The 25,844-nt window shown below is 60.8% G+C and carries 22 protein-coding genes, 1 tRNA gene and 4 pseudogenes; 6 read left to right on the top strand and 21 right to left on the bottom strand.

Features of this window, described 5'->3' with window-relative positions; genetic code table 11:
- The 4 genes and pseudogenes from G7066_RS17750 to G7066_RS04355 form a co-directional block, all read right to left on the bottom strand.
- Positions 1-342 carry an IS3 family transposase gene (locus G7066_RS17750; protein WP_166329353.1) on the bottom strand — a complete coding sequence of 114 codons (342 nt, stop codon included), beginning with the start codon at positions 340-342 and terminating at the stop codon, positions 1-3.
- A complete protein-coding gene (locus G7066_RS15740; protein ID WP_244303281.1) occupies positions 318-500 on the bottom strand; it encodes a hypothetical protein in 183 nt (60 codons plus the stop codon). Before G7066_RS15740 ends, G7066_RS17750 begins: the two co-directional genes overlap by 25 nt.
- 474 nt (positions 501-974) lie before the next feature.
- A tRNA-OTHER gene (locus G7066_RS04360) sits at positions 975-1,050 on the bottom strand.
- A 970-nt stretch (positions 1,051-2,020) separates the two neighbouring features.
- A pseudogene (locus G7066_RS04355) lies at positions 2,021-2,457 on the bottom strand (pyridoxamine 5'-phosphate oxidase family protein).
- A 62-nt stretch (positions 2,458-2,519) separates the two neighbouring features.
- Between G7066_RS04355 and G7066_RS04350 the strand changes: the two are divergent.
- Entirely contained in the window at positions 2,520-2,870 is a 351-nt protein-coding gene (locus G7066_RS04350; RefSeq protein WP_166329349.1) for a zinc ribbon domain-containing protein YjdM, read from the top strand.
- 40 nt (positions 2,871-2,910) lie between these two features.
- Positions 2,911-3,846 carry an NUDIX domain-containing protein gene (locus G7066_RS04345; protein ID WP_166329347.1) on the top strand — a complete coding sequence of 312 codons (936 nt, stop codon included), beginning with the start codon at positions 2,911-2,913 and terminating at the stop codon, positions 3,844-3,846.
- 182 nt (positions 3,847-4,028) lie between these two features.
- Here the strand turns inward: G7066_RS04345 and rraA are convergent, their stop codons facing one another.
- Positions 4,029-4,499 (bottom strand): ribonuclease E activity regulator RraA, encoded by a 471-nt coding sequence (rraA, locus tag G7066_RS04340; protein WP_166329345.1) that lies wholly within the window; start codon positions 4,497-4,499, stop codon positions 4,029-4,031.
- A 193-nt stretch (positions 4,500-4,692) separates the two neighbouring features.
- Between rraA and G7066_RS04335 the strand changes: the two genes are divergently transcribed.
- The 4 genes from G7066_RS04335 (at position 4,693) to G7066_RS15220 (ending at position 7,427) form a co-directional block, all read left to right on the top strand.
- Positions 4,693-5,262, top strand: a complete 570-nt coding sequence (locus G7066_RS04335) for a TetR/AcrR family transcriptional regulator (RefSeq protein WP_244303280.1) — start codon at positions 4,693-4,695, stop codon at positions 5,260-5,262.
- A 55-nt stretch (positions 5,263-5,317) separates the two neighbouring features.
- The gene (locus G7066_RS17340) at positions 5,318-5,974 is read left to right on the top strand and encodes an MFS transporter (RefSeq protein WP_341873856.1); all 657 of its coding nucleotides are present in this window, start codon (positions 5,318-5,320) and stop codon (positions 5,972-5,974) included.
- Positions 5,975-6,005: 31 nt separating this feature from the next.
- Positions 6,006-6,875 carry an MFS transporter gene (locus G7066_RS17335; RefSeq protein ID WP_341873855.1) on the top strand — a complete coding sequence of 290 codons (870 nt, stop codon included), beginning with the start codon at positions 6,006-6,008 and terminating at the stop codon, positions 6,873-6,875.
- A 141-nt stretch (positions 6,876-7,016) separates the two neighbouring features.
- Positions 7,017-7,427: a DUF4190 domain-containing protein gene (locus tag G7066_RS15220; RefSeq protein ID WP_205881524.1), complete on the top strand. Its 411-nt coding sequence runs from the start codon at positions 7,017-7,019 to the stop codon at positions 7,425-7,427.
- Between the two features lie 104 nt (positions 7,428-7,531).
- Here G7066_RS15220 and der read toward each other — a convergent pair whose 3' ends face one another.
- The 16 genes and pseudogenes from der to G7066_RS04245 all read right to left on the bottom strand — a co-directional run bounded on the left by der (position 7,532) and on the right by G7066_RS04245 (position 25,806).
- Positions 7,532-9,124, bottom strand: coding sequence for a ribosome biogenesis GTPase Der (der, locus tag G7066_RS04320; protein WP_166329341.1), 1,593 nt, complete (start codon positions 9,122-9,124; stop codon positions 7,532-7,534).
- Positions 9,121-9,879: a (d)CMP kinase gene (gene cmk / locus G7066_RS04315; RefSeq protein ID WP_166329339.1), complete on the bottom strand. Its 759-nt coding sequence runs from the start codon at positions 9,877-9,879 to the stop codon at positions 9,121-9,123. The genes der and cmk overlap by 4 nt, the downstream gene beginning before the upstream one ends.
- Positions 9,864-11,012: a prephenate dehydrogenase gene (locus G7066_RS04310; RefSeq protein WP_166329337.1), complete on the bottom strand. Its 1,149-nt coding sequence runs from the start codon at positions 11,010-11,012 to the stop codon at positions 9,864-9,866. Before G7066_RS04310 ends, cmk begins: the two co-directional genes overlap by 16 nt.
- Positions 11,013-11,256: 244 nt before the next feature.
- Positions 11,257-12,000, bottom strand: a pseudogene (locus tag G7066_RS15735) (pseudouridine synthase); the annotation flags it as partial.
- A 121-nt stretch (positions 12,001-12,121) separates the two neighbouring features.
- Positions 12,122-12,735: pseudogene (gene scpB, locus G7066_RS04300) on the bottom strand (SMC-Scp complex subunit ScpB).
- Between the two features lie 37 nt (positions 12,736-12,772).
- Entirely contained in the window at positions 12,773-13,606 is an 834-nt protein-coding gene (locus G7066_RS04295; RefSeq protein ID WP_166329333.1) for a segregation and condensation protein A, read from the bottom strand.
- Positions 13,607-13,617: 11 nt separating this feature from the next.
- Positions 13,618-14,472, bottom strand: a complete 855-nt coding sequence (locus G7066_RS04290; protein WP_166329331.1) for a ParA family protein — start codon at positions 14,470-14,472, stop codon at positions 13,618-13,620.
- A 148-nt stretch (positions 14,473-14,620) separates the two neighbouring features.
- Positions 14,621-17,245, bottom strand: coding sequence for an Ig-like domain repeat protein (locus G7066_RS04285; protein ID WP_166329329.1), 2,625 nt, complete (start codon positions 17,243-17,245; stop codon positions 14,621-14,623).
- A gap of 221 nt (positions 17,246-17,466) precedes the next feature.
- A complete protein-coding gene (gene xerD / locus G7066_RS04280; protein WP_166329327.1) occupies positions 17,467-18,420 on the bottom strand; it encodes a site-specific tyrosine recombinase XerD in 954 nt (317 codons plus the stop codon).
- On the bottom strand, positions 18,420-19,079 hold the full coding sequence (locus tag G7066_RS04275; protein ID WP_166329325.1) for an NUDIX domain-containing protein: 660 nt from the start codon (positions 19,077-19,079) through the stop codon (positions 18,420-18,422). The genes xerD and G7066_RS04275 overlap by 1 nt, the downstream gene beginning before the upstream one ends.
- On the bottom strand, positions 19,069-20,781 hold the full coding sequence (locus G7066_RS04270; protein WP_425280762.1) for a CTP synthase: 1,713 nt from the start codon (positions 20,779-20,781) through the stop codon (positions 19,069-19,071). The genes G7066_RS04275 and G7066_RS04270 overlap by 11 nt, the downstream gene beginning before the upstream one ends.
- Positions 20,782-20,810: 29 nt before the next feature.
- The gene (locus G7066_RS04265; protein ID WP_166329323.1) at positions 20,811-22,067 is read right to left on the bottom strand and encodes an AI-2E family transporter; all 1,257 of its coding nucleotides are present in this window, start codon (positions 22,065-22,067) and stop codon (positions 20,811-20,813) included.
- 48 nt (positions 22,068-22,115) lie between these two features.
- Positions 22,116-23,801 carry a DNA repair protein RecN gene (gene recN, locus G7066_RS04260; RefSeq protein ID WP_166329321.1) on the bottom strand — a complete coding sequence of 562 codons (1,686 nt, stop codon included), beginning with the start codon at positions 23,799-23,801 and terminating at the stop codon, positions 22,116-22,118.
- A pseudogene (locus tag G7066_RS04255) lies at positions 23,798-24,729 on the bottom strand (NAD kinase). The gene recN and the pseudogene G7066_RS04255 overlap by 4 nt, the downstream one beginning before the upstream one ends.
- A complete protein-coding gene (locus G7066_RS04250; protein ID WP_166329319.1) occupies positions 24,726-25,625 on the bottom strand; it encodes a TlyA family RNA methyltransferase in 900 nt (299 codons plus the stop codon). Before G7066_RS04250 ends, G7066_RS04255 begins: the two are co-directional and overlap by 4 nt.
- Complete coding sequence (locus tag G7066_RS04245; RefSeq protein ID WP_166329317.1) at positions 25,612-25,806, bottom strand: hypothetical protein; 195 nt, start codon at positions 25,804-25,806, stop codon at positions 25,612-25,614. The genes G7066_RS04250 and G7066_RS04245 overlap by 14 nt, the downstream gene beginning before the upstream one ends.
- Between the last annotated feature and the right edge of the window lie 38 nt (positions 25,807-25,844).

Raw genomic sequence — 25,844 nt, 5'->3', positions numbered from 1 at the left:
TCATAACTTGTGTACTTTCGTTCGCGCGTAGTACACCGGGATGCGTTCTTCCTTCATGAGTCTCCGCACCACTTTCTCCGAGACTCGTACACCGATGTTGCGCAACGCAAACCAGATCCTGGGCGACCCGTAGGTGTGCATGCTGTCACGCGAGATCTGCCTGATCTGAGCGCGTAGCTCCCAATGCGGGACGGGGCGTTCCAAGACTTTCCTGCAGTACTGGTAACTGCTCGGGCGCAGATCAAGCAGGCGCAGCAGCGCCTGCAACGGGTAGCTCGTTCGTAACGCGTCAACGATCTGTGTCTTGTGCAGGTTTGTCAGTTGTCCCGGGATGACGCCCACGTCTTTTTTACAAGCTCCAGTTCGCGTTCGAGCACCGCCCGCTGCACCATCAGATCAGCCGCTAAGCGTTTCAACTCGTCAACGTCATCGGGCAAACCACGCTCCAGGCTCGCACGAGTGGGAAACCCGTCTGCTTTCGCTTTCTCTGCTCTACTCATCACCCCTCGCTCACCATGCGTACGCCAATTCTGCACCCATTTATAGATTTGGACATGCGTGGTCATACGCAGATCAGCGGCGACTTCTTTTACTGCTTCGCCAGCAAGTACACGTTCAACCGCGCGGGCTTTGAACTCCCACGAGTAGTGACGTGGCGGCCGTGCTGGGGGCCTGGGATGCGAGCTCGGCGGGCCTTCTCTCACCCAGTCGTGCAAGACATGGCGAGAGGGATACCCGAGCGCGCGTTGTGTTTGCGCGTACGATCCCAGGCGTCGATAGGTTGCGATCGCTGTCTCGCGTTGGGCTGGCGTGTAAGACACTCTCATGATGTTCTCCAAATGGTACGGAAAACAGTCCGAAGCCTCTTTTGGCCTATAAGCCATGATCGACCCGCGAAAGGACTACCAACGAAAAAACACCTGAACCCGCGTTTCCGCGGGTTCAGGTGTCCGTGATGTCCTGAGACATCACAATGGTCGGGCTGACAGGATTTGAACCTGCGACCCCTTGACCCCAGTCAAGTGCGCTACCAAGCTGCGCCACAGCCCGTTGTTATTCAGTTCGACACCCACCGGAGTGAGTTCCTCGCTGAAGCAACCCCTCTATCTTACCCACATCTTGGAGACTCATTTGACCACCGACGGAAAGCTGTGTGCTGCGTCACGCAGGGCACGATCCACTGCGTCAATATCACTACGGTCGCGGTGGTCAGATCCCCGCTCGCCCGATAAGCAGGGCTAGCGATCCTCGCCACGTTGACTCTCGCAAACTCACGCAGGTGCGGCGCGAGAGAACTGAATTCCGCGCACTTGCGAACTGCCTCCTCCAGAGTCTTCAATGCTTCGTCGCAGTGACCGAGTGCCCGCAGATGCTCCCCGTTTCCGACTCTCACCGCGCGCTCAGAAAAAGATTCCAGCCCAAAGACCGCGGTTCATCCAGTGGCTCCTGGAAGCCTCTTACCACTTCCCACAATCTGTCCCAGGTATGGGGGGTCGGGCCACAAACGGGTGAACCGGTGCAAATGACTCGCCAGCACCAATGCCAATTCACCGTGGACCGGAAGCAGCGGTCGAATCTGAGCCTCACCCTCCGCGTCATCACACGCGATGAGGGATCGGGCCCTCGGTCTCCGTGAGCACCTGGGTGGGTTGCCCGTTGCGGTTCCGACGTTCTCCCAGTGCAATCGGCAATCAAGCGTGGCGGCGGCAGCGACCCGACTGTTCCAAGTGATTGAGCGGTTCCAGCTTTCAGATAGCACTGGGCAGGGTCTGAGTCTGGTGCGGTTTGAGTTCCTGCGCCCTCTCGAAGGCTCCGATCGTGCGGCGATGCGAGCTGCGCCACACATCCCATTCGACGTTGCTGACTGCGCGGAACGAAACTGCCAAGCGCTCCGCAAGCCCTTCAAGAGTGAAGCCACTCCGTTGAGGGTACCCCCGCAGCACCGCCACGAGATCCTACTCGCCACCCACTCCTCTCTAAGGAAGCTCGAGCCAACGCACCCTCTTAGCTCCGGCTTGAACTACTCAGTATGTATGGCGGCGTGATCCGGCTCCGCACCAAACACGAAACCCCTCCCTGTAACGGTTGCTTCTTCGATCCGCACAAACACGCGTTTCACCGTCGGAACAAAGGTCTTCAGCGGCAGTTGCTCGGCCTCGGCGATCTCAGCCTCGGTCTCAAGTGCGCGGGCCTTACCACGCAGCACCACACTCCAGCCAGAACTCTCACCAAAGGCGTCCGTTTCAAACAGCACAGAACTGTTCACGGTCAACTCGCTGAGCTTGCTGCCGGGGCAGTTCGAAACACGACGGTGTTGCCATCAACAACAAAGTTGATGGGCACAATATCGACCACGTCACCGACTCGGGTTACGAGCCTTCCGACACGCTGCGTCGATAGGTGCTCCCAACACTCTGCGTCACTGAGAACTGCTATGGGGGATGAATTGGGATTCATGTTCATATTCTTGCGCGATCCGCCCTGATTGGGAAGAGCTGTCCGACAGCTAGGATTGAGACATGAGCGAAGAACTCCCGCCCTGCCCCAAGTGCGGCAGCGTTTACAGTTACGAGATGGGCGCACTGCTCATTTGCCCCGAGTGCGCGCACGAGTGGTCACCCGAATCGGCAGCGGCTGAAACGGAAGAAGCCGACGCTCCAATCCGGGACGCTGTTGGCAACGTTCTGCAAGACGGCGATGCAGTCACCATTGCAAAAGATCTCAAGGTAAAAGGCGGCGGCACACTCAAGGCTGGCACCAAGGTCAAGAGCATCCGTCTGATCGATGGTGTCGACGGCCACGACATCGACTGCAAAGTCGACGGGTTTGGTCCGATGCAACTCAAATCGAGCGTCGTAAAGAAGGCGTAATTCCTTCTCGCTTTGCAACACCGCCAGTTACGCTAGTGCCATGAGCGACCTTCGAAACCTCGGTGATGCGTGGGTCACCGCTGCCGATGGCGCGCGGTACTGGGGGCGCTTCGGCGCGGCCGGCCTGCTGGCCTACGATCGCTCTCGCGATGCGATTCTGCTGCAGCACCGCGTTACCTGGAGCGACCACGGTGACACCTGGGGCATTCCCGGCGGCGCTCTTCACGAACACGAATCCACGGTAGACGCGGCAATCCGCGAGGCTCAAGAGGAAGCCGGCGTGCCCAATAACGCGGTTATCCCTCGCTACACACACGTACTCGATCGCGGCGGCTGGAAGTACACCACCCTCATCGCAGAAGTCACCACTCCCTTCGAACCAGAAATCACCGATGCCGAGAGCCACGCTCTCGCTTGGGTTTCGCTCGATCAGGTTGATCGGCATCCACTGCACCCAGCGTTTGCAGCGAGTTGGCCGATCCTGCGCCCCCTGCTTCGCGCGACCCCGGTGGTGGTGGTCGACGCCGCGAACGTTATCGGCAGTGTGCCCAACGGTTGGTGGAAAGATCGTCGTGCCGCCGCCGAGGGCCTGCGCGATCGCATCGAGTCGCTCGCTCTGAGCGGGCGCGGGATGCGCTCGGGGTTCTTTAATCTCCCCGAGACGGTCATCCCTGGGCTCGATCTCGCTTATCCGGACTGGGTGATGGTGGTTGAGGGAGTCGCGCGCGGCGTTGCAGACGGCGACCACGTGCGAGTTGTCTCTGCCCCTGAGCTTGGTGACGACGAGATCGTCGCACAGGTCGAGCGCCTCTCGTCAGCCGGCGCAACATCGACCGTTGTCACGAGTGACGTCGAACTCAAAACACGCTGCCTCGCAGCGGGGGCAGCCACAACCCGCAGCGTTAGCAAGCTGCTGCTGGTGCTTCCCGAGATTTCCGAGGCGACCGCGGCCGTGCCGACGAGCAACAAACCATAGACAACAGCGGTTACCTTGGGGCGTCCAGCGGAAGCTCCAAAAACCGAGCAACCACGTGCACAGCCGACACTAAAATGCACGTCGCGAACACAACCCATGGCCGCATCGAAGCAGGCACGATTCTCTCTCCGTTCAGCGGTGAACTCACCCTCACACGTTACCGCCCCACGCAGCCGTTGCTATCAAAAACCGACAAGTATTCCGTCTTCGTCGCACCACACCGTGGCACCGGGCAAAAACTGCACCCCACCAATCTCGACCGGCACGTCTACCTCACCCTCTCCGGTTTTGGTCGACTTTGCGGGATTAGACCCGAGGGCTTTCACTCCGAAGGGAAGGGTCCCGATGGCCACCCGATCCCGAATCGCACCATTCACGATGAGCCCGGCCCAACCATTGTCGACCGCAAGCGCCGCGATAATGTCACCGACAAGGGCCGTCTGCAGCGAGCCACCTCCATCAATAACCAGCACCGCACCGTCTCCCGGCGTTGAAAGCAGACTCTTCAGCAGCGCGTTGTCTTGAAAGCACTTCACCGTGCGCACCGTGCCACTAAACCCGGTTACACCACCAATGTTCTGAAACTGCAGCGCAACCGATTCTAGTTCTTCGCCGCGCTCATCGTACAGGTCTGCGGTACTGATCTGGGCCATGTCTTGTCTCCCCTTCTGATCCCACAGCCGACTGGCTCCGGGGCAGAACCCACGCTACCCGTTGCCCCAGACATTCGGCAGTGTCGTGTTGAAAAGTTGCGTCACATTCAAACTTAATGTACAAAAGTACATGTACGAATGTACACTCAGTGAGGCACCCTCACGCAGTCACGCCACCCTACAAGGAATCGCCATGTCGTCAACACCCGCCGCTCGCCGCCGCCGCGATCCCGAGGCGCGCCGCCGCGAAATCCTCGCGGCAGCGGCCGAGCTGATCATCGAAACCGGCGCCGCAGCAGTAACGCACCGCGCGATTGCTGCGCGTGCAGAAGTCCCGCTCGGCTCGACCACGCAGTACTTCAGTTCCATCGATGAACTCCGCGAAGCGGCGCTCCAGCAACTCGCAACCGAAATTGACCACGAGCTCGAAAAGGTAAAGAGCTACGTGGCCGATATCGAAACAGCCCCAGAGAGGATCGTGGCCGAACTTTCAGAGTTCCTTTGCGATTCGAGGGCAGTGCAGGCAGAAATTGCCCTCACCACAGCGGGCACCACCGATCCTCGGCTCCGTGAGCTGGCTCTTCGCTGGGGAGATCGGCTCACTGACATGCTGGCCGAGCAAATCGGGCGAACACGAGCGACCGCTATCTCCGTCTATCTCGACGGGGCGACCATCCACGCGGGACTGCACGATACCCCACTGGGCGCGGTCGAGCTCGCCGCAACAATTCGTGCCTTGGCAACTATGCCCCTACCCGAGTAGACGCGATCGCTTCTCAACTGCCACACACCAGAACAGTTCCGAAAGGCCTCAACGTATGTCCGCCAGCTCCGATCAGTCGCCTGTAAACACCCTCGGCGCATCGTCCGTTTCACTGGCCCCAGCAAGGCGCTGGGCCGCGCTCGCTGTGCTCACCGCGAGCCTGCTCGTCATCACCATGGACATGACAATCCTGAATATTGCGCTTCCTGAGATGGCTGCAGAGCTCCACCCAACTTCAGACCAGCAGCTATGGATCGTCGACATCTACTCGCTCGTGCTTGCGGGTTTGCTCGTTTCCTTCGCCGCCATCGCGGACCGCTGGGGCCGCAAGCGCATGCTGATGGTTGGTTACTCGATTTTTGCCGCGGCATCATTGCTCGTGCTTTTTGCCACAAGCGCAGAGGGTGTCATCGCAATCCGCGCGATCCTCGGTGTTGGCGGCGCGATGATTATGCCGGTGACGCTCTCACTCATCCGCATCATCTTCGTCGACCCCAAAGAACGCGCCACCGCCCTCAGCATCTGGGCGGCAGTATCGGGCCTTGGCGCTGCCGTTGGCCCCTCGTTGGCGGGGTATTGCTCGAGCACTTCTCCTGGCACGCGGCTTTCCTTATCAACGTTCCCCTCATGCTCGCGGGTGTTATCGCAGGGATCTGGATACTACCCGAATCAAGAGTCGCGAAACCAGGCAAACTGGATCCACTCGCGGTGATGCTCTCACTCGTGGGCATGACTCTGGTGGTGTGGGCAGTGAAGACCTTCGGCAAAGAAGCAACTTTCGCCTCCCCGCGCTCGTCGGCTTTGGGGTCGGCGCTGCACTTCTTGCATGGTTCATTGTGCGATGCCTGCGCAGCCCCGAGCCGCTGCTCGATCTGCAGCTTTTCCGCAATCGCGAGTTCTCAGCGGGTATCATCGCCGCCCTCGGCTCGACATTTGCGATGGTTGCCGCACTGTTACTGATCGCGCAGTGGATGCAGCTCGTCGATGGCGCCTCTCCCGTCGAGGCCGGTATCCGGCTCTTCCCTGTGGCGATTGCAGGGGCAGTTGCTTCGCTCACGGCACCGCCTCTCGCCCGAGTGATTGGTGCCCGTGCGGTGCTTGCAGGCGGCGTTGGACTCGCGGGTATTGGCATGCTGGCCGTAGGCCTTCAACCGGGACAACTCAACAGCACCACTGTATTGATCGCGCTGGCCCTCGTGGGAGCGGGTACAGGTTCCCTCGCGATTGGTTCTGCCATGATCATGCAGGGCTCCCCGGAAGAGAAGGCAGGCAACGCAGGCGCGCTCGAAGAAACCTCTTATGAGCTGGGAGCTGTGCTCGGAGTCGCGATCCTCGGCAGCATTTCAGCGCTGCTGTATCGATCAGAGTTCACTGCTTCGGGACTACTCGACGGCCTCAAACCCGAACTCGCTGACCAGTCACGGGAGTCTCTCGGAGCGGCGATGGCAATCGCCGCTGACCTTGGGCTACCTGACCTTGCCCAGGGCGCGGGTATCGCGTTCACCCATGCACTACAGGTCACCGGGCTCGTGGGTGGTGGCCTCATGCTCGCGGTTGCAGCCGTCGTGTTCCTCATTGCTCCGAAGGGCACCACCCTCACTGGTTCGCACTAGCTATCGGCGCGAAACCGGTACCGAGGTACGACGGGGCGGTACCGCAGCAGGACGTGCGGTACCGCCGATCGCGCGTAACTTTGTTGGTATCAGGGTCGAACCACTCAAGGCGATCCAAGACCATCAACAGGGAGGATCATCATGACCACCACCACTTTCGCAGCAATCGAGGCCCCGGCAAACACCGGCACCGTGCCTACGCAGAGCACTGAGCCCACTGAGTTCACCGTTCCGGACTCAGAAAACACTGCAACACCGACTCCCGCAGCCACATCAGCGCCCGGGCCAAGCGCGACTTCGAACCGTGGCTTTGCTATCACGAGCTTTGTGCTCGGGATCGCGTCTGTGGTCGCCGGCTGGACGTTCGTCGCCCCGATCATAGGCTTCGTTCTTGGCATGCTCGCGCTGCGCCGCGGCACCTCCGAGCGCACACTCGCTCTCTGGGGTGTCTGGATCAACGGCGTTATCCTGGCAATCACCGCGGTGGGGATCCTCGTCATTTCGATGGCCATCGCCGCTGGCATCTTCGCGCTCCCCTTCGTTCTGGCGTAGTCCTCCCAAAACACCGAGAGAGCCCACTTTTACATCATTCAGTTCAAACGAACGATGTAAAAGTGGGCTCTCTCGGTGCGAAGGCCAGCCAGATCCGCCTAAGACTAGCGGCGCAGGCGCTTCTCGCGGATGCGCATGTTGATCACGATGGGGCTGCCCTCGAAACCGTAGGTTTCGCGCAAGCGGCGCGTGATAAAGCGGCGGTAGCCTGGGTCAAGGAATCCCGAGGTGAACAGCACAAATGTTGGCGGACGGTTTTGCACCTGAGTACCAAACAGAATGCGCGGCTGCTTGCCACCACGCAGCGGGTGAGGGAACTCCTGCACCAACTCGGCAACAAAGCCGTTGAATTTGGCAGTCGGGATCCGCGTATCCCACGAATCGAGAGCCATCTCCAGCGCGGGCACCAGCTTCTCAAGGTGACGTCCGGTGCGAGCCGAGATGTTAACACGTGGAGCCCACTCCACGTGGGCCAGATCCTGTTCAATCTCGCGCTCGAGATAACGTCGGCGCTCGTCGTCAAGCAGATCCCACTTGTTGAACGCCAGCACGAGCGCACGGCCCGACTCAAGCACCAGGTCGATGATGCGCAGATCCTGGTCGCTAATCGACTCGGTTACATCGATCAGCACAACAGCGACCTCGGCCTTTTCGAGGGCGGCGGCGGTGCGCAGCGAGGCGTAGAAATCAGCGCCCTTCTGCATGTGCACACGTCGACGAATACCGGCGGTGTCGACAAAGGTCCACACTCGGCCAGCAATCTCCACTTGCTCATCGACGGGATCACGCGTGGTGCCGGCAATATCGCTGACAACCGCACGCTCTTCACCTGCGGCCTTGTTCAGAAGGCTTGACTTGCCGACGTTTGGGCGCCCAAGCAGCGCCACTCGGCGTGGCCCAAGCAGCTTCGGCTGTGCAACCGCCGACTCTTCAGGAAGAGCGGCGATGACCTGGTCGAGCAGGTCGGCGACACCGCGACCGTGCAGCGCCGACACGGCGTGCGGCTCGCCCAGCCCGAGCGACCACAGTTGTGCGGCCTCGGGGTCGAGCACAGCGTCGTCAACCTTGTTCGCGACCAGGAAGACCGGCTTGTTCGTGCGGCGCAGCAGCTGTACGACACGCTCGTCAGTGGCGGTCGGGCCTACACGCGAGTCGACCACAAACATCACGACATCGCACAGCTCGATGGCAACCTCAGCCTGCAGCGCGACCGAAGCATCGATGCCTTTCGCATCAGGCTCCCAGCCGCCGGTATCGACCAAAGAGAAACGGATGCCATTCCACTCGGCAGGGTAAGTCACACGATCGCGCGTGACCCCAGGCACGTCTTCAACTACGGCTTCGCGGCGTCCGAGGATACGGTTGACCAGCGCCGACTTACCAACGTTCGGGCGACCAACAATGGCGACAACCGGCAGGGCCTCAGAGGTCGGCTCGCGGAAGCCCAAAAACTCGCCGTCTTCACCGATGATCGCGATGTCATCGTCCTCAAGTTCAAACGCGTCGAGGTTCGAGCGCATCGCACGCAGGCGCTCCTCATCGGTCACCGAGTCGTCGACTCCCTCACCTGCGATCACATCGCCGTCCTCATTTACGAGAACCTGACCATTGAAGATGAACCCTTCGCTATCACCCGATGCAACAATAACCTCGGGCCCATCTTGCTCGGCACCCGTTCCAGGCTTCTGCTCGCTCATTTTCCACTCTCTTCCGCAGCGGTCGATTGCGCCGCCTGCACCACATCGATGACAGCCTGAACTGACTGCCCAAAATCCAAATCGCTCGTGTCAATGAGCGTCACCCCGGGAGCGGGGTTCATAAAGTCGACGACCAACACATCTTTTGCGTCCCGCGCCATGATGTCTGCCAGCACCTGCTCGTGGTCTGCTCCCTGCAGCTCACCAGCGCGGCGCGCGGCACGCACCTCAGGCGAGGCCGTCATCAAGATCCGCACCGGCGCGTCTGGCGCCACCACGGTAGTAATGTCGCGCCCCTCGATGATCACACCGGGCAACTCTGATTCAGCGACGATGCGACGAAACATCTCGTTCAACCGGGCCCGAACGACGGGGTGCTTCGACACCCGCGACACCTGACCGCTGATCGCAGGATCCCGAATTGCATCGGTCACATCGTGACCCTTGACCCCGATAGCGGCCGGAAGCACCACCTCTATGGCGGGCTCTCCGACCAGTGTTGTCACGTATCCCCAGCTTTCGACGAGTTCCGCAACCAGAACCTCGTCGTCGAGATCGAGTTCATTTTCGAGCGCCGCCCAAGCAAGCGCGCGGTACGCGGCACCGGTGTCGAGGAGCCCAAACCCGAGCCGCTCAGCGGCGGCACGAGACACACTCGATTTGCCGCTGCCAGCCGGTCCGTCAATAGCGACGAGGATCGGCGCGGCCGCGCCAGAACCGCCAGTGTTCACAGCATCACTCACAGCGTCCTCCATCCGCGTTCGACGAGATCCGTAACCGCACGTTCGGCGACCTCCGGCAGCACCGCGATCTCCGCGAAGCCGATTTGCGCACCTGGCGAGTGCTCAAGACGCAAGTCTTCCATATTAATGCCCAGTTCTCCGAGTTCGGTGAGCAGGCGGCCAAGCTGGCCCGGCGTATCGTCGATCAACACCATGATCGAGGTGAATCGCTCAGAAGATCCGTGCTTACCGGGAATGCGCGCAACGCCCCGGTTCCCCGAAGACAGCAAGTCGGCAATGCGCCGCTTCGCTCCAGTCTGCTCGGGGTCGCGCAGTGCATCGGCAAAGCTGGCAAGGTCTTTTCCAAACGCGTCGAGCAGGTCTACCACCGGCGCGCGATTCGCGCCGAGAATCTGCACCCACAGCTCGGGGTCGCTCGACGCAATGCGGGTCGTATCGCGCAGGCCGGCACCGGCCAGGCCAACCGCTTGCTCGCTCGCGGGAATCAACCGTGCCGCCAGCAGACTCGAAATCACCTGCGGCAGGTGCGATACCAGACCGACCGACCGGTCGTGCTCCTCCGGGGTCATTTCAAGCGGGGTCGCGCCAAGATCGAGGGCAACGTCTTCCACGAGTGCCAGCGCCTCGGCGGGGGTCTCGTGGTCTCGGCAAATGACCCAGGGGCGCGCCACAAACAGATCGGCGCGTGCCATGATCGCCCCGCCACGTTCCCGGCCGGCCATCGGGTGTGAGCCGACGTAGTTCTTGAGGTCGAGTCCGCGTCGCAACAGTTCCAGGTACGGGGCGAGTTTGACGCTGGCAACGTCCGTGACAACGGCGTTCGGGTACGTGGTCAGCGCACGCTCAATCACGTCGGCGGTGACATCGGGTGGGGTCGCAACAACGACAAGCGCCGGTTCGGGATCCTGCGCGGTGCGCAGTCGCCCAGCCCCATAATCGGCGGCGAGCGCCACGGTCGTTGGTGACTGATCCTCAAGCGTCACGTCAACACCGCGCTCACGCAGCCCGAGCCCAACGCTCGCACCGAGAAGTCCGGCACCGATCACGTGCACCGCGCTACGAACGCGCGCGGCGAGTGCGCTCGGAGCGCTCTCATCGAGCGTGCTGTTCGGCGCTTTCAAGAATTGACTACCTGCTGCGCTCATCGTGATCCCCCTGTCTCGGCTTACCGCGGTACCCGCCGTCGTCCGAACTGCGGCCACCGCGTCCCTGTAAGCCGCCGCCTGCCCCACTCGCGCCGCGACGGTTGTGGGGGTTGCCTTTCGCGGCAATCCCGCGCATGCCACGAGCGCCCTTGCCATCGCCCGGTCGGCCACCCGTCACGGCGCCGCGTCCACGATCCTGCCGCCCGCCCTGGGCGCCGCGGTCCTGCCCGCGGTCACCGCCACCTGGCTGCTCTGGATACTGACCATCCTCGTCAGCCGCAGACAGCAGCGCGCCGCGCTCGCCAGCGGACAGCTCGCGCATTTCACCAACCCGCAGCGTGCCCAAGTGCAGTGGCCCAAACTGCCGACGCACCAGCTCTTCGACCGGGTGCCCCACCTCGGCGAGCATGCGCCGCACGATGCGGTTGCGTCCCGAGTGCAGGGTCACCTCAATCAACGAGTGGGTCTTACTGGAACCGCCAGGCAGCAGCTTCGCACGATCCGCCCGGATCGGACCGTCTTTCAGCTCAACGCCTTCTCGCAGGCGCTGCAGCGTTTCGCCGGTGACGCGGCCACGAACCTTCGCGACGTAGGTTTTCTGCACACCGAAGCTCGGGTGGGCGAGCTTGTGGGCGAGCTCACCGTCGTTGGTCAGGATCAGCAGGCCGCTCGTATCGGTATCGAGCCTGCCAACATTGTAGAGCCGGTCTTCAATCTCCTCCGTGAACTCACGCAGGTCGGGTCGTCCGCCTTCATCGCGCATCGTCGAGACCACTCCGCGTGGTTTATTGAGCACAAAGTATCGCTTGGAAACGTCCATCTGCACAACAACGCCGTCAACACGCACGGTGTCGGTTTCGGGGTTGATGCGCGACCCCAGCTCGCGCTGCACCTCGCCGTTTACCTCAACCCGACCACTGGTAATCAGCGTTTCACAGGCGCGACGCGAGGCCACTCCCGCGGTGGCGAGGGCTTTCTGCAGGCGAATTCGACCGTCGTCATTGTGGTCGGGTTTGGCCGAGGCAGCGCTCGGTCGATCCCACCCGAACTCGGCGAGATCCACCTCAACGGTTTCACCGTCGACGGAGAATGAGCCCCCGAAATCTTCCCTAGAACTGTTCATTATCGAATCCTTCCGATCCGTCGTCGAGCAGTGGCGCAATAGGCGGCAGCTCGGAAACATCGCCAATGCCCAAGTGCCCCAGCAGAGCCTCGGAGGTTCCATACAGTGTTGCGGTAGTTTCGGGATCCTGCCCAACCTCCGTGATCAGCCCGCGACCCAGCAGGGTGCGCACAACCGAGTCAACGTTCACCGCGCGAACCGATGCGATCGCACCGCGCGAGATAGGTTGCCGGTACGCGATCACGGCGAGCGTCTCGAGTGCAGCCTGCGACAGCTTTGACGGCGTCTGCTGCTGCACGAAGTCCGCAACAACAGGGTCGAGGCTCTCGCGCACGTAGAAGCGGTAACCACCCGCGACCTCGCGCAGCTCAAATCCACGCGGGGATCCCGTTTCCGTGCCCTCAAAATCAGCGATCAGCGACTTGAGTGCGGCGCGCACTTCACGCACGGGGCGGTCAGTGGCTGTCGCCAGCGTCACGGCGCTAAGGGCTCGTCGGCGACGATAAGCAGCGCTTCGAGCTGCTGAGCGAGCGAGTGGGCCTCGCGGGCACGACTTAGCTCGGTCGAAGGCTCTTCGAATTCTTCAGATTCGTTTTCCAGCACGTCAGTGGCGCTGTTCACATCAGTCACGTTTCCACTAGTCATAGTCGCTCCCCAGTGTTGCAAGTTCGTCGTCAGACCAGCTTTCGCCGACCCATTGCACGCTCAGTTCTCCCAGCGGTTCAGCCTGCTCGAAACTCACCGCGGCGCGTCGATACAGCTCGAGGATTGCAAGAAACCTCGCCACGATCACTCCTCGCTCCGAGACACCAGCGATCAGCTCCCGAAAGCGATGCACGCCGCCAGAGCGCAGCGCCGACACCACTATGGCCGCCTGCTCGCGAATCGACACAAGCGGCGCGTGCAGGTGGTCAAGGCCCACGGTCGGGATCTCGCGCGGCGCAAACGCCAGCATCGCGATCGCCGCAAAGTCTTCTGCGGACAGGCTCCACACCAGCTCGGGAGTTTGTTCTCGATACTTTGCATCGAGCGGCACCAATCGCGGGTGCCGGGTCTCCTCGGCTTCAAGCTGCCGTTTGAACCAATCGCTCGCCTGTTTGAAGGCTCGATACTGCAGCAGGCGTGCAAAAAGCAGATCCCGCGCTTCGAGCAGAGCAATATCTTCGGCATCCACCACTTCGCCCTGCGGCAGCAGGCTTGCAATCTTCAGGTCGAGCAGTGTCGCTGCGACCACCAGAAACTCGGAGGCGCGGTCGAGCAGTTCGATCCCCTCCCCCTCGAGCGTTGCCAGATAGGCAATAAACTCATCGGTCACAAGGCTCAGTGCGACTTCGGTGATGTCTAGCTCGTGCTTGCCGATGAGATTTAGAAGTAGGTCAAAAGGGCCGTCGAACACCTCAAGTGTGACGTGAAACCCTGCGCCGTCCTCCACAGTGGCGACGCTGTCTGCGTTGCCCACGTTTTCGTCCATTGCGACCCGCGTTAAGCGACAACGCCCCGCTGCACGACCTCACGGGCGAGCTTCAGATAAGCCTCAGAGGCGAGGTTCGTAGGCGCGTAATCGAAGATTGACTTCGCGGCGACCGAGGCATCAGGCAGTTTCACGGTACGGCTGATGACGGTGTCGAAGACCGTGTCGCCGAAGGTATCGACCACGCGCTCAAGCACCTCGCGTGCGTGCAGCGTGCGGGAGTCATACATGGTCGCGATAATTCCGTCGACCTCGATCTGGGGGTTGAGACGATCCCGAACCTTCTCGACCGTTTCGATCAGCAGCGCGACGCCGCGCAAGGCGAAGAATTCGCAGGCAAGCGGGATCAGCACGCCGTGACTTGCGGTCAGAGCGTTGACCGTGAGCAGGCCGAGTGACGGCTGGCAATCGATCAGAATCACGTCGTAGTCGGCCGCGACCTTGCGCAGCACACCCGCGAGAATCTGCTCGCGGGCGACCTCGGTCACGAGGTGAACTTCGGCGGCAGACAGGTCAATATTGGCGGGGATCACATCGAGGTTTTTGGTCTCGGTGTGCTGGATCACCTCTTGGGGATCCTTCTCTTTGCCAAGAATGAGGTCGTAGATGGTGGGCACATCGTGTGCCTGTACCCCAAGCCCGGCAGAGAGCGCGCCCTGCGGATCAAAATCAACGAGCAACACACGACGTCCGTAACGCGCGAGAGCGGCACCCAGGTTGATGGTCGTTGTGGTCTTGCCGACGCCACCTTTTTGGTTACACATCGCGATGATGCGGGCTGGCCCGTGCTGCGCGAGTGGCTTTGGCGCGGGAATAATCGTTTCGGGTCGACCGGTTGGCCCCAGCACTACCTGGTCTTTCGCCATCCCGGCCCCCTTTCGTTACGTTCTCCGACGCTCCATCCTATCGTGGGGAATGGCACCCAGCTGCCCCAACAAGTGAGCGGGCGAGGCGAGTAAATACCGCGCAAGCACTCTTCTCCCCCGGCCCGCGCAGTTGTTACCGAAACGCGAATTACTTGCTGGGCCTATAGTTCAGCACAAGCCGGTAAATAAACGCCGCCATCGCCTGTCGCGAAAGTTCGTCCTTCGGCCAGTATTCCTTCGTCGCACCAACTCGGTTGCCCGTTGAGAGCCCCTCGTCATACATCCACGAGATCTCCTTGTAGAACGACATGCCGGGTTTCATATCCGTCATAGGCGACACTACAGGAGCCTTATATCCCTTCGGGGCCTCCATGCGGTAAATGAACGCTGCCATGGCCTCACGCGAGAGTGAGTTGTAGGGGCGGAACGTCGGCTTACCAGAAGGCTCTTTCCAGCCAGTGGAGAGACCAGCCTCGTACATCCACGCGATCTCTTTGTAGAAAGAATCGCCTGGCTTCACGTCAGCGAACGGAGAGACTTTGGGAGCTTTGTAGTTCTTGGGAGCTTCCATGCGATAGATGAACGCCGCCATTGCTTGACGCTCCAGGTTATTCTGAGGCTTGTAGAGCGGCTTACCCACCGGCTGACGCCATCCGGTGGAGTACTTCATGCACTCCATCCAGTCGATCTCTTTGTAGAACTTGTGCGACAGCGACGTATCGGCGAACACGGGCACCTTGCGAGGAGCAGCGCAGGGACCCGGGTTCACTGCAGTTGGCGCGACCGTCACCTTGACCGACACTTTCGAGGCCGCGTGGTTCTTATCTCCCGCGTACTCAGCCACAATTGTTCGGGTCTCTTTAGCCTTGGGGATCGACCAGTTCGTAAGCGTTGCACTGTAACTACCGTCGTTCGCGACCGTTGCGGTGCCAATACTCTTGCCCGCAGACGTGAGCGTGACAGCGCCAGTTGGGATAGTGCCGTGTTGACCCGTTACCTTGCCAGCGACAGACTTCTGATCCTTGTTGAGGGCAACAGCAGTCGTGGTCGATGCCTGCTTCACCGTCAGTTTCGCCGAGCCCGATGCAAATACGAGCTTCCCAGTCTCGGTGTCAACAACAGACATCGACACGGAGTGCTCTCCCGCGGAGTGCGCGGCAGCAGGAATTGGAAAGCTCAGCTCGACAGAATTGCCCTCAAGGGCGATCGGGCCATAGGTGGCCCCATCAATCTCAACAACTGCGCTCACAGGATCCGGAGGGTCAACCACGCTGACGTCAATCGTCGTGGCCTGACCGTAAGTCACTTCAACATCATTTCCGGTGATTGTTACGTCGACCGGTTCTGCGACAGTAAACGTGAATGTTCCCGTGATCACGTTGCCGAACGCATCCGTGCGGGTCACGGTGATCGGGAACGTTCCCAGTTCAGTTGGTGTCCCGGAAATCTTTCCGGTGGCGTCCACCGTAAGTCCGGGCACCTCTCCACTCGTCAGCGCAAAGGGCCCATCAAGAAAACCATCAGTGACGCTCAACTGAAAATTGTAGGCCCGATCCAAAGATGCTGTTGGCGGAGCTTCGACGAAGTCAGCTCGCGACAGGGAGTAGGTGAGCGTCGCCGAGTAGGTGGCACCCGATCCCGGCCACGGATCACCCGCGACCTTAGTCGTCAGCGCTGTCGCGCCGTCGGCGAGGCCCGACCACACGGTAACTCCCTCAGGAGTCGTAGTGGCTCCAGATGATGTGGTGAGCACCACACCCTCAAGCATCCTAAACGGCTCAGCTGTCGCCACTGCCCTGCGGTACGTCGTTTCAGTCACAGACGCTACTGCGGGTGCGCCAGCAACACGCTGGTTGAGAAACCCGACCTGCCTGAGAGCAGGCCAGGTGTCGATCATAGTGAGATCAGACACCCTCGCCCCGTTAACATTCACAATCTCAAGGTTTTGGAATCCCGCGACTGGAGAGAGGTCGGAGACCTCGGTGTTTGGGGCTGAGAGCGTAATGAGTTTGGTGCGGGTAGCCAGCGGGCTCAAGTCACTTACCGGAGTCTCTTGGAAATACAGTTCAATGAGATTGGTGATGCCGCTCACAGGGTCGAGGTCAGCGACTTTTGTTCCCGCAAGCTCAATGCGCCACAGAAGAGTTTTTCCACGTAGCGGCTCAAGGTCAGCAACCTCTGTCCAGTTAAACTGGAGGTAGTCGATGAGTGGCATTGTTGACACAGGATCAATGTCACTGATCAGTGTGCTCGAGAGATTAAGTTGCTGGACCGCAGACAGACCCCGCATTGGTTCAATCGTTGCGATTGGGTTTCCACTCAGGTCCACTAACCGTAGCTTCGACGCATACTCAAGACCAGTAAGGTCGGTTATCCCAGCACTCTTTGGTTTTAGCACGTCGAGCTTGCGCAGATCCCCTCTCGTCAAGGCACCGGAGCCGCCAACTTGAGCACGCACCGCTGATCTCAGCGCAGCATCCGGCATATCCACCAGTTCGTTGTCGTCTGGGAGTGCGGCACGACTCGATCGGGTCTGCTGAGCCGGAGGCGCATTGGTAGTCGCGGCGGCAAGATCGTTATGGTCAAGCGGAATGTTTCCCACGAGACCAGGGGTCTTCGTCGGCACCGCGGCATCAAAAGCTTCCTGGCCAACGGCGTTTGCAGGCGCCACACTACCAACCGGCGCTACCGCACCAAAAGCCAGCCCCGCAATCAACACAGCCGAGGTGAACACAAATCGGCTCGAGTGAGCGGTCGCAAAATGTGCACTCAAAATTAAACTTCCCCCCAAAAGAGTTTGCCTCGGCGACGAAAGCATGGCGCGCGTTTCCCAAACAAGCAGACAAGACAGGAAGACAGCCATGGCACAGCGAATCATCGCTTCCATAGATGGAGACTCCCCAGTCAATCCGCCCGGCACCATGTGTCAACTCAAAGACTGATGTCACCGAGGCATCAATCCTCGCACACTTTCCTGGGAGATAAAGTCGCGGGCTACTTTGCGCGCGGGTGCGCCTCGAGATAGCGTTCTCGCAGCGTGTCTGCCGTCACCTGAGTGTAGATCTGCGTTGTGGTCACGGATGCGTGGCCCAGCAGCTCCTGCACCGTGCGCACGTCTGCCCCACCGGCAAGCAGGTGGGTCGCAAAAGAATGGCGAAGCGTGTGCGGCGACACCTCGTCCGTAATGCCGGCGCGCTTTGCAGCCGCACGAATCACAAGCCAGGCGCTCTGCCGCGAAAGTCTCGCGCCACGCGGCCCCACGAACAGCGCGGGGGTTCCTCGTCCGTGAGCCACCATCGCGGGACGCGCCCTGACCAGATAGGCGGCGAGCGCACGCCCGGCGTAACTACCGTAGGGCACGATTCGCTGTTTCGCTCCTTTGCCCGTGACCCGCAAGAACCCGCCCTCCTCTAGTGCGTGTTCAGGATCTCCCCAGGCGTCATCCTGATCGGGCGCAGCAAGCAGGTCGTCAACGTCAAGCGCGGTGACCTCACTCACGCGTGCACCACTCGCGTAAAGCAGCTCAAGAAGCGCACGGTTTCGCAGAGCAACGGGATCCTCGCCCCCGGCAGCGGCAAGCAGGGCCTCAACCTCTTCGATTGGTAGTGCCTTTGGCAGGCGCTGGGCCCGCCTTGGCGTGCGCACGGTCGTCGCCACATTCTCCGGGAGCAGCCCCTCGTCGAAAAGAAACCGGTGCATTCCCCGCACCGTCGACAGACGACGAGTGATCGATGCCGAGGCCAAGCCCTGCGCCGCGAGTTCTGCCACATAGCTTGCGAGGGTGTCTTGAGTGACCTCGGCAAGGTTCTCGAGCTCCCGTGTTTCCAGCCACGCGGTATACGCCTCAAGATCTCTGCGATAGGCAGCCTGACTGTTTGCAGAAAGCCCACGTTCTATGGCGACATAGCGCAGGTACCGTTGCGCTCCCTGCGATGCGGTCAGGTCCATTAGGCCGAACGTTCTCCCCGCGAGGACTCGCGGGCGGTCCAGGGCAACTGGGGATCGCGCAGCGTCTTCCAACCCCTGCCTTTTGCCGCCAGGGCGGCGAGCACGGCACTCGCCGTAACCGCGTTCTTGACGCTGCCATCAAGCACCGCAGCAACGGCGTCTTCGAGCGGCACCCAGTGCGGCACAAACTCGGCCTCCTCTTCACTACGCGCGTAATCGTGGTCGACCGTGTGGAGATCGCGAGCAAGAAACACGCGCATTGCCTCGCTGGATCCTCCAGGCGAGAGAAAGAGATCTAGCAACAAATCCCAGCGTTCGGCCCCCAGGTCCACTTCCTCGGCCAGTTCCCGTTGGGCGGTCCGCAAACCGGATTCGCCGGGCATGTCCATAAGGCCAGCGGGGATCTCCCAGTCGCGATGTGCAATGGGGTGCCGATACTGTTTGATCAGCAGCACACGATCTTCAGTGTCGAGCGCGAGCACCGCGACGGCCCCCGGATGATCCATGTAGTCACGCTCGAGCGTGACCCCACCAAATTCAAACCTGTCGCGACGAATATCCCAGACATGGCCGCGCACGAGCACTTCGGTGTCGAGTACTCGCGGCGCAGCCGGCTCGTCGATAAGCGACGAGCCCACGTCTGAGTTGTTAGTCGCCACTCTCTACCTCGAAGAGGCGTGCGGCCTCACGACGTTCGATTGCGGCTTCCACGAGCCCCGCAAACAGCGGGTGCGGGCGGCCCGGGCGCGACCGCAGCTCGGGGTGCGCCTGGGTAGCGATGTAGAAGGGGTGCACCGTTGTGGGCAGCTCTACGTACTCAACGAGCTGGCCGTCTGGGCTGGTGCCGGAGAACGAGAGTCCTGCCTCGCCAATCTGATCGCGGTAGCGGTTGTTGACCTCATAGCGGTGACGATGCCGTTCCTTCGACGTGTTTGCGCCGTAGAGGCTGGCCGCGAGGGATCCCTCGGCGAGCTTCGCCTCGTAGATGCCGAGGCGCATGGTACCGCCCAGGTCGCCGCCATCGATGATGTCGACTTGCTCGTCCATCGTAGCGATGACGGGAACCGGGGTCTCTGGATCAAACTCGGTTGAGGAGGCCCCCTCGAGGCCTGCAGCGTTTCGTGCGTACTCGATCACCATGCACTGCAAGCCGAGGCACAGGCCCAGGGTCGGAATACCGTTCTCACGAGCGAATCGCAGTGCACCGAGCTTGCCCTCGATGCCTCGCACTCCAAACCCACCGGGCACGCAAATGCCGTTGACGTCGCCCAGCGCTTCGAACGCGCCCTCTGGCGTCTCGCAGTCATCGGAGGCGACCCACTTAATGTTGACCTTCGTCGAGTGAGCAAAACCGCCAGCACGCAGCGCTTCGGTAACCGAAAGGTATGCGTCTGGCAGATCTATGTACTTGCCGACGAGCGCGAGCGTCACTTCCCCCTTGGGGTGGTGAACAGCGTCGAGCACCGGCTGCCATCCGGACCAGACAACCTCGGTCGCACGATCGTCGAGCTGCAGGTTCTCAACGATGGTCTGGTCCAGCTTCTGGCTGTTCAGCAGCTTCGGGAGGTCGTAGATGCTCTTGACGTCGATCGCATTAACTACGGCGCTCTCGTCAACATCGCACATGAGCGCGATCTTACGAAGGTTGTCGCTGGTCACCGGGCGATCACTGCGAAGCACAAGCGCGTCGGGCTGGATGCCGATGGAGCGCAGGGCCGCAACTGAGTGCTGGGTTGGTTTGGTCTTCTGCTCGCCGGAAGCACCCATAAATGGCACAAGCGAAACGTGCACAAAAAAGACGTTGTTGCGGCCGAGTTCGTGGCGTACCTGACGCGCAGCCTCAAGGAAGGGCTGCGATTCAATGTCACCGACGGTGCCGCCCACCTCGGTAATGATCACGTCAGGCTGCGGGGTCTCGGAAGCCTGCAGGCGCATACGACGCTTGATCTCGTTAGTGATGTGTGGGATCACCTGAACGGTGTCTCCCAGGTACTCACCACGGCGTTCCTTCGCGATAACGGTGGAGTAAATCTGCCCCGTCGTCACGTTGGCGGCCTGCGACAGATTAATGCCAAGGAATCGCTCATAGTGACCAATATCGAGATCTGTCTCGGCCCCATCGTCGGTGACAAACACCTCACCGTGCTGGAACGGGTTCATTGTTCCAGGATCAACATTGAGATAGGGATCAAGCTTCTGCATAACGACCCTCAAGCCGCGCGCAGTCAACAGATTTCCGAGGCTCGCAGCGGTAAGACCCTTACCGAGCGATGAGACAACACCCCCGGTCACAAAGATGTGTTTGGTGATACCGGCCTGGTCCGCGTTCTTGTCTACTCCCACGGGCTTCAATCCTATCAGTGAACTCACGTGTCGTGTAAGCGTTTGTGTTACCGAAGCTCTTGTCTGGGCACCCACACCTGTTTGATGATCATCAGCACCATAGCCGTCACTGGGATGGAGATGAGCGCACCAAGCAACCCGAGCAGTGTGCCACCCGCAAGCGCGCCAATAACAACAAGGGCACCCGGCACAGAAACCACCCGATTCATGATGCGCGGTGTGAGCAAGTACGCTTCGATCTGCATGTAGATCAAGTAATAAATTGCGGCGACGAGGGCCGTCGTCGGCGAGTCGAACAACCCGACCAGTGCCACGAGCACGGTTGCCATCAGGGAACCGATCAGGGGGATCAGCGCGAGCATAAACACGCCGACCGCCACTAGGCCAGCGAACGGCACACCAACAATCGTCATCATGATGAAGCCGAGCACTGAGTTAATAAACGCGAGTGTGACCATGCCACTGATGTAACCGCCGACGGACTTCGTGACTTGCTCGGTAATGTCGATGACCTTCGAGCGCCCTGAGCGCGGCACAAGCGTGTAGAACGCCCGCTTAATGGTCTTCAACGACGCGAGGAAATAGAGGGTCAGGATCAGCACGATCAAACCCGCGGTAAGTCCGTTGGCGATGCCGATACCTGCTTGCCACACTCCGCCAGCAACCTGCGCCCAGTTTTCTGGCTTGCTTACGAGATCCTGCCCCATCTTGAGGAGACCATCGAAATCAATGAACTGCCCAAAGCGGTCATTAAGGTCGGAAAACCAGGGTTGGTTTGTGATATCCCTGACGAGGGTTGGTGCACTCTTAATGAGCTGGGTAACCTGGTTCGCAATCATCGGGATAATAATCGCGAGCAACCCCGCAATAACAAGCACAAAGCTCGCAAACACCACCCCTATCCCAAGTGGTCGTTTGAGCCCCTTGCGCTCCAGCCAACGCACGACGGGATCGAGTCCGAGCGCAACAAACAGGGCGGCTACCACATACATAATGATTGAGCTGAGCTGCCCAACCATGGTGCCAAACAACAGGGCGACCAGTACACCCAGAGTGACGGTGAATCCAAGCTGGAATGGGCTACGGACCAAAAACTCCTTTACGGGAGCCTTCGCGCGTTCTTCTTGCGCATCTGCCGCTGCCTCGCGCGAGTCACGGTACATCGCACGAGTCTCTGCGTCGAGTTGCTCGAGGTCAACGTGCACGACATCAGGGTGCGTGTCTAGATAGGCTGCCTGCGCAGCACTATCACCTTCTTTGTCGGGCTGGACTTTATTGCCGCGTCGTCCCCAGAACTTAACCATGGATGGAGCGTATCAGCCGCCAAGGACATTTACGTCGTCTGGAGTGGGTTACTTTGGCAGTTCAAGCAACTCAGCTGCGTGCTCGAGCGCGCTCGCTGAATCACTGAGCCCCGAGAGCAGGCGCGCCATCTCTGCAAGGCGTTCGTCACCATCAAGCCTGCGACAGCTGCTCTCCGTAAACCCACCGCTCGAATCTTTCACCACACGCAGGTGATTATTCGCAAAGGCAGCGACTTGGGCGAGGTGCGTCACCACTATGACTTGCGACGTTCGGGCCAGCCGCGCCAACCTTCGACCTATCTCAATGGCGGCGGCACCACCAACACCAGAATCAACCTCGTCGAAGACAAATGTTGGCACGGGGTCAACCGCAGCAACAACAACCTCAAGCGCCAACATGACACGCGAGAGCTCACCACCAGAGGCACTCTTTGCGATTGGCCGCGGCGATGTTCCGGGGTGCGGGCTCAGCAAAAACTGCACCTCGTCTGCCCCTGACCCGCCGAACTCGTCGAGTGGTTTCACCTCGCCAACAAACTCGGCGTCAGGAAGTGCGAGCTGTCGCAGTTCGGCTGTCACACGCTCCGAAAGTTCCACGGCCGCGTCCGTGCGCAACCGCGTGAGTTCGGCAGCAAGGTCGGCCTCGTGTTGAGTTGCCGCAGCGAGTCGCGATTCGAGCTCCTCGATGGTTGCGTCGTCACCGTCAAGCTCGGCGAGGCGTCGCGCGCCTGTCTCGGCGTAATCGATCACGGCGGCGGAGTTCGGGCCGTACTGTCGAAACAGCACTCCGAGCATCGCAAAACGCTCGTTGGCCCGCGCAAGTTCACCGGGTCCTTCTTGGTCGAGGTCTCCCGCGTAGGCGGCGAGCTCACGTGCCGCGTCAGCTATTTGAAAGCTTGCGCTGCGCAGGGTCTCAAGGGTGGCTTCAAGCCGTCGATCAAACCCTGCGACGCGTTCAATCTCACGAATCGCGGAGTCCACCAGCCCTCCGGCATCGCGGCTCAGTGGATCATCTGACTCCGTTGCAAGTGCCTCGTGAGCCGTCGAGGTGGCTGCCCGCAAAGCCTCGACGTTATTCAGTAGCTCGATCCGCTCGGCCAGCTCTGTCTCTTCGTCAGGTTGCGGATCAATGCCGGCGATCTCGTCGAGCTCGGCTCGCAAACGGGTGGCTTCGATGATGCGTTCTTCGAGCGCATCACGAAGGCCTGAAACTTGGGCGGCAAGTGTCTGTCGTTCCCGGTGAACCTCGCGGTAGGTGCTGAGCACGCGCGAAATCTCTTCGCCGCCGAACCGGTCGAGGGTGTCACGCTGCGCGGCGAGGGATCGGAGCCGCAGCTGTTCAGACTGGCCATGCACCGCAAAGAGGCGTTCTGCAAGACGCACCAGGCTGCCCGCGGGAGCATTGGCGCCGCCGACACTCGCCCGGCTTCGCCCCTCAGAGCTCACACTGCGACCCATCAGCAGTTCGCCCTCCTCGACGTCTCCACCGAGCTCGTCGACGATCTCGGCGACCTGCGGATCGCTAGTGCGAACAATACCACTCACTCGAGCCTGAGCAGCCCCGTTTCGCACGGCACTGGCGTCCGCGCGCGCTCCCATGAGCAGTCCAAGCGCACTGACGACCATGGTCTTGCCAGCGCCAGTCTCACCGGTGATCGCAGTAAATCCTGGCCCCAGCGCCAGCGTTGTGTCGACGATCACGCCGAGGTCTCTGATCCTCAGTTCTTCAATCATGCGACACTCCCTGTGCCCCTACGTGTGCCTCGCCAGCCGTCAACGGGCAAGTGGAACTTACGAACCAACCTGTCGGAGAACACCGCCTCGTTCAGCCGAGCGAGCCGCACCGAATGCTGGGAGCGTCGAACACTCACCACGGAGCCCGCAGGCAGTTCCGTGCGGCGACGCCCATCGCACCAGAGAACCCCGGTCCGACGTTTTCCGGCAGAATTCGCACGGTCAATTCAGAATCGGGACCTGTGACCAGAGGCTTGTTAAACAGTGCGTGCGCGGCAATCGGCACGAGCAGCATCGCTTGCACTCCGGGCCATACAACCGGCCCTCCGGCAGAGAACGCGTACGCGGTTGAACCTGTTGGAGTCGCCAAGACCACACCATCGCAGGCGAAAGACGAGAGCGGACGATCGTCGACGCCCACAGCGACCTCAAGCATGCGCCGACGCTTTTCAACGCTCGCTTCATTCAGCGCCCAGGTCTCTGCGATCACTTCACCGTCGAGCGTGGCGCGTACCTCGATTGTGAGCCGCTCCTCGACCGTGTAATCGCGTCGTAGCACTCGGTCAATCGTGGAGGCAAGATCGTAGCTCTCCATCTCGGCGAGAAATCCGACGTGCCCGAGATTGACGCCCACGATGGGGCATTCTGAGCCGCGAATCAGTTCGGCAGCGCGCAAGATGGTGCCGTCACCGCCAAGCACAAGGGCAATTTCTAAGTCTTCAACGGCAACGTCATTACCGAGTTCTGCTGTACCAGAAGTGTCAAAGTACGAGCCGAAGTCTTCGCGATCCTGCGCTTCAAGCACCAGATCCACCCCGGCCTCGTGCAGCGCAGAAACTACCTCAATCGTGGCAGCGACCGCTTCTTCGCGGTGCGTGTGGGAGACGACAAGAATTCGTCGTGCCCGCTCACCATGCACCGTGGTCATGCCGCTCCGTTCGTTTTGGATTTAGTGTCGGGTTCGAAGTGGCCCGCAGCCAGTTCCGTAATCCGCGCTTCCCATTCTGCCGGATCGAGCCCGCCCGTGCGCGTGAAGTGTCCCAGGTATTCTTGGTTGCCCTGCCCACCAAGAATCGGGGAGCGAGCGAGGGCACTTGCGGCGAACCCATTCTCTGCAGCGGCGCGGAGCACGATCCTGATCGCTTCGGCACGCAGCTGAGGGTCGGTGACGACCCCATCGCGCACCCGTCCAACCTCGAACTGAGGCTTAATGAGCAGCACAACGTCGGCTTGCGAGCCCACCACCCGGGCAATTGCGGGCAGAATCAGACCCAAAGAAATGAAAGACAGGTCAGCAACCACCAACTCCGGCGCATCCGCGATTCCCGTCAGTTCGGTCAGGCTCTCAGCCGTCAGCTCCCGCGCGTTGCAGCCCTCGACCACACGCACACGGTCGTCTTTACGCAGCTCTGAAACGAGCTGCGCGTGCCCCACATCAATCGCCTGTACGGCTCTGGCGCCACGCTCAAGCAGCACCTGGGTGAAGCCTCCCGTAGAGGCACCGAGGTCAAGCGCGAGCTTACCCGCCGGGTCCACTGGAAACTCGTCGAGTGCTCGAAGAAGCTTGTGAGCGGCCCGGCTCACGTAGTGGTCACTGAGGCTGACCTCAACTCGGGATCCATGAACCGTCTTCGCCCCGGCCTTCATCACGATGGCACCATTGAGCGCCACCTTTCCCGCGAGGATCATTTCGCTGGCTTGGCTACGGGACCTGGCAAGACCTAACTCAGGCAGCGCACGGTCAAGCCGCTCGGTTTCCCCGTCCCACACGGCCGAGCGCTGAGTTTCTGGGTTCGCCTCTTGCCAGGTATCAGGCGCCACCATGGTCACCCCGCTGCAACTCAGCGAGCAGTTCGTCGTGGACCTGCTCGAACTGCGCCGCGCGCTGTTCGAGTGGTTGAGCTTCGATGAGCTCGATACGACCGAGCAAACCGTCTTCAGAGGGTCGCGCAGCTGCAGGCTTGCTCGCCTCAGTCTCGGTCAACTGGTCCTCGATTCTGCTCATGGTTCAAGCCTAGTCATCCCCTCCGACACGGACGGGGT

This window comes from Leucobacter coleopterorum (assembly GCF_011382985.1).
Taxonomy (GTDB): Bacteria; Actinomycetota; Actinomycetes; order Actinomycetales; family Microbacteriaceae; genus Leucobacter; species Leucobacter coleopterorum.
Note: the sequence above shows the minus strand (reverse complement) of the source record. Positions and strands in the feature narration are given on the sequence as shown.

Bases quoted from the DNA above. Each gene is read 5' to 3' on its own strand.
- G7066_RS15740 (WP_244303281.1), bottom strand. From the start codon at position 500: ATGAGTAGAGCAGAGAAAGCGAAAGCAGACGGGTTTCCCACTCGTGCG.
- G7066_RS04350 (WP_166329349.1), top strand. From the start codon at position 2,520: ATGAGCGAAGAACTCCCGCCCTGCCCCAAGTGCGGCAGCGTTTACAGT.
- G7066_RS04345 (WP_166329347.1), top strand. From the start codon at position 2,911: ATGAGCGACCTTCGAAACCTCGGTGATGCGTGGGTCACCGCTGCCGAT.
- rraA (WP_166329345.1), bottom strand. From the start codon at position 4,499: ATGGCCCAGATCAGTACCGCAGACCTGTACGATGAGCGCGGCGAAGAA.
- G7066_RS04335 (WP_244303280.1), top strand. From the start codon at position 4,693: ATGTCGTCAACACCCGCCGCTCGCCGCCGCCGCGATCCCGAGGCGCGC.
- G7066_RS17340 (WP_341873856.1), top strand. From the start codon at position 5,318: ATGTCCGCCAGCTCCGATCAGTCGCCTGTAAACACCCTCGGCGCATCG.
- G7066_RS15220 (WP_205881524.1), top strand. From the start codon at position 7,017: ATGACCACCACCACTTTCGCAGCAATCGAGGCCCCGGCAAACACCGGC.
- der (WP_166329341.1), bottom strand. From the start codon at position 9,124: ATGAGCGAGCAGAAGCCTGGAACGGGTGCCGAGCAAGATGGGCCCGAG.
- cmk (WP_166329339.1), bottom strand. From the start codon at position 9,879: ATGGAGGACGCTGTGAGTGATGCTGTGAACACTGGCGGTTCTGGCGCG.
- G7066_RS04310 (WP_166329337.1), bottom strand. From the start codon at position 11,012: ATGAGCGCAGCAGGTAGTCAATTCTTGAAAGCGCCGAACAGCACGCTC.
- G7066_RS04295 (WP_166329333.1), bottom strand. From the start codon at position 13,606: ATGGACGAAAACGTGGGCAACGCAGACAGCGTCGCCACTGTGGAGGAC.
- G7066_RS04290 (WP_166329331.1), bottom strand. From the start codon at position 14,472: ATGGCGAAAGACCAGGTAGTGCTGGGGCCAACCGGTCGACCCGAAACG.
- xerD (WP_166329327.1), bottom strand. From the start codon at position 18,420: ATGGACCTGACCGCATCGCAGGGAGCGCAACGGTACCTGCGCTATGTC.
- G7066_RS04265 (WP_166329323.1), bottom strand. From the start codon at position 22,067: ATGGTTAAGTTCTGGGGACGACGCGGCAATAAAGTCCAGCCCGACAAA.
- recN (WP_166329321.1), bottom strand. From the start codon at position 23,801: ATGATTGAAGAACTGAGGATCAGAGACCTCGGCGTGATCGTCGACACA.
- G7066_RS04250 (WP_166329319.1), bottom strand. From the start codon at position 25,625: ATGGTGGCGCCTGATACCTGGCAAGAGGCGAACCCAGAAACTCAGCGC.
- G7066_RS04245 (WP_166329317.1), bottom strand. From the start codon at position 25,806: ATGAGCAGAATCGAGGACCAGTTGACCGAGACTGAGGCGAGCAAGCCT.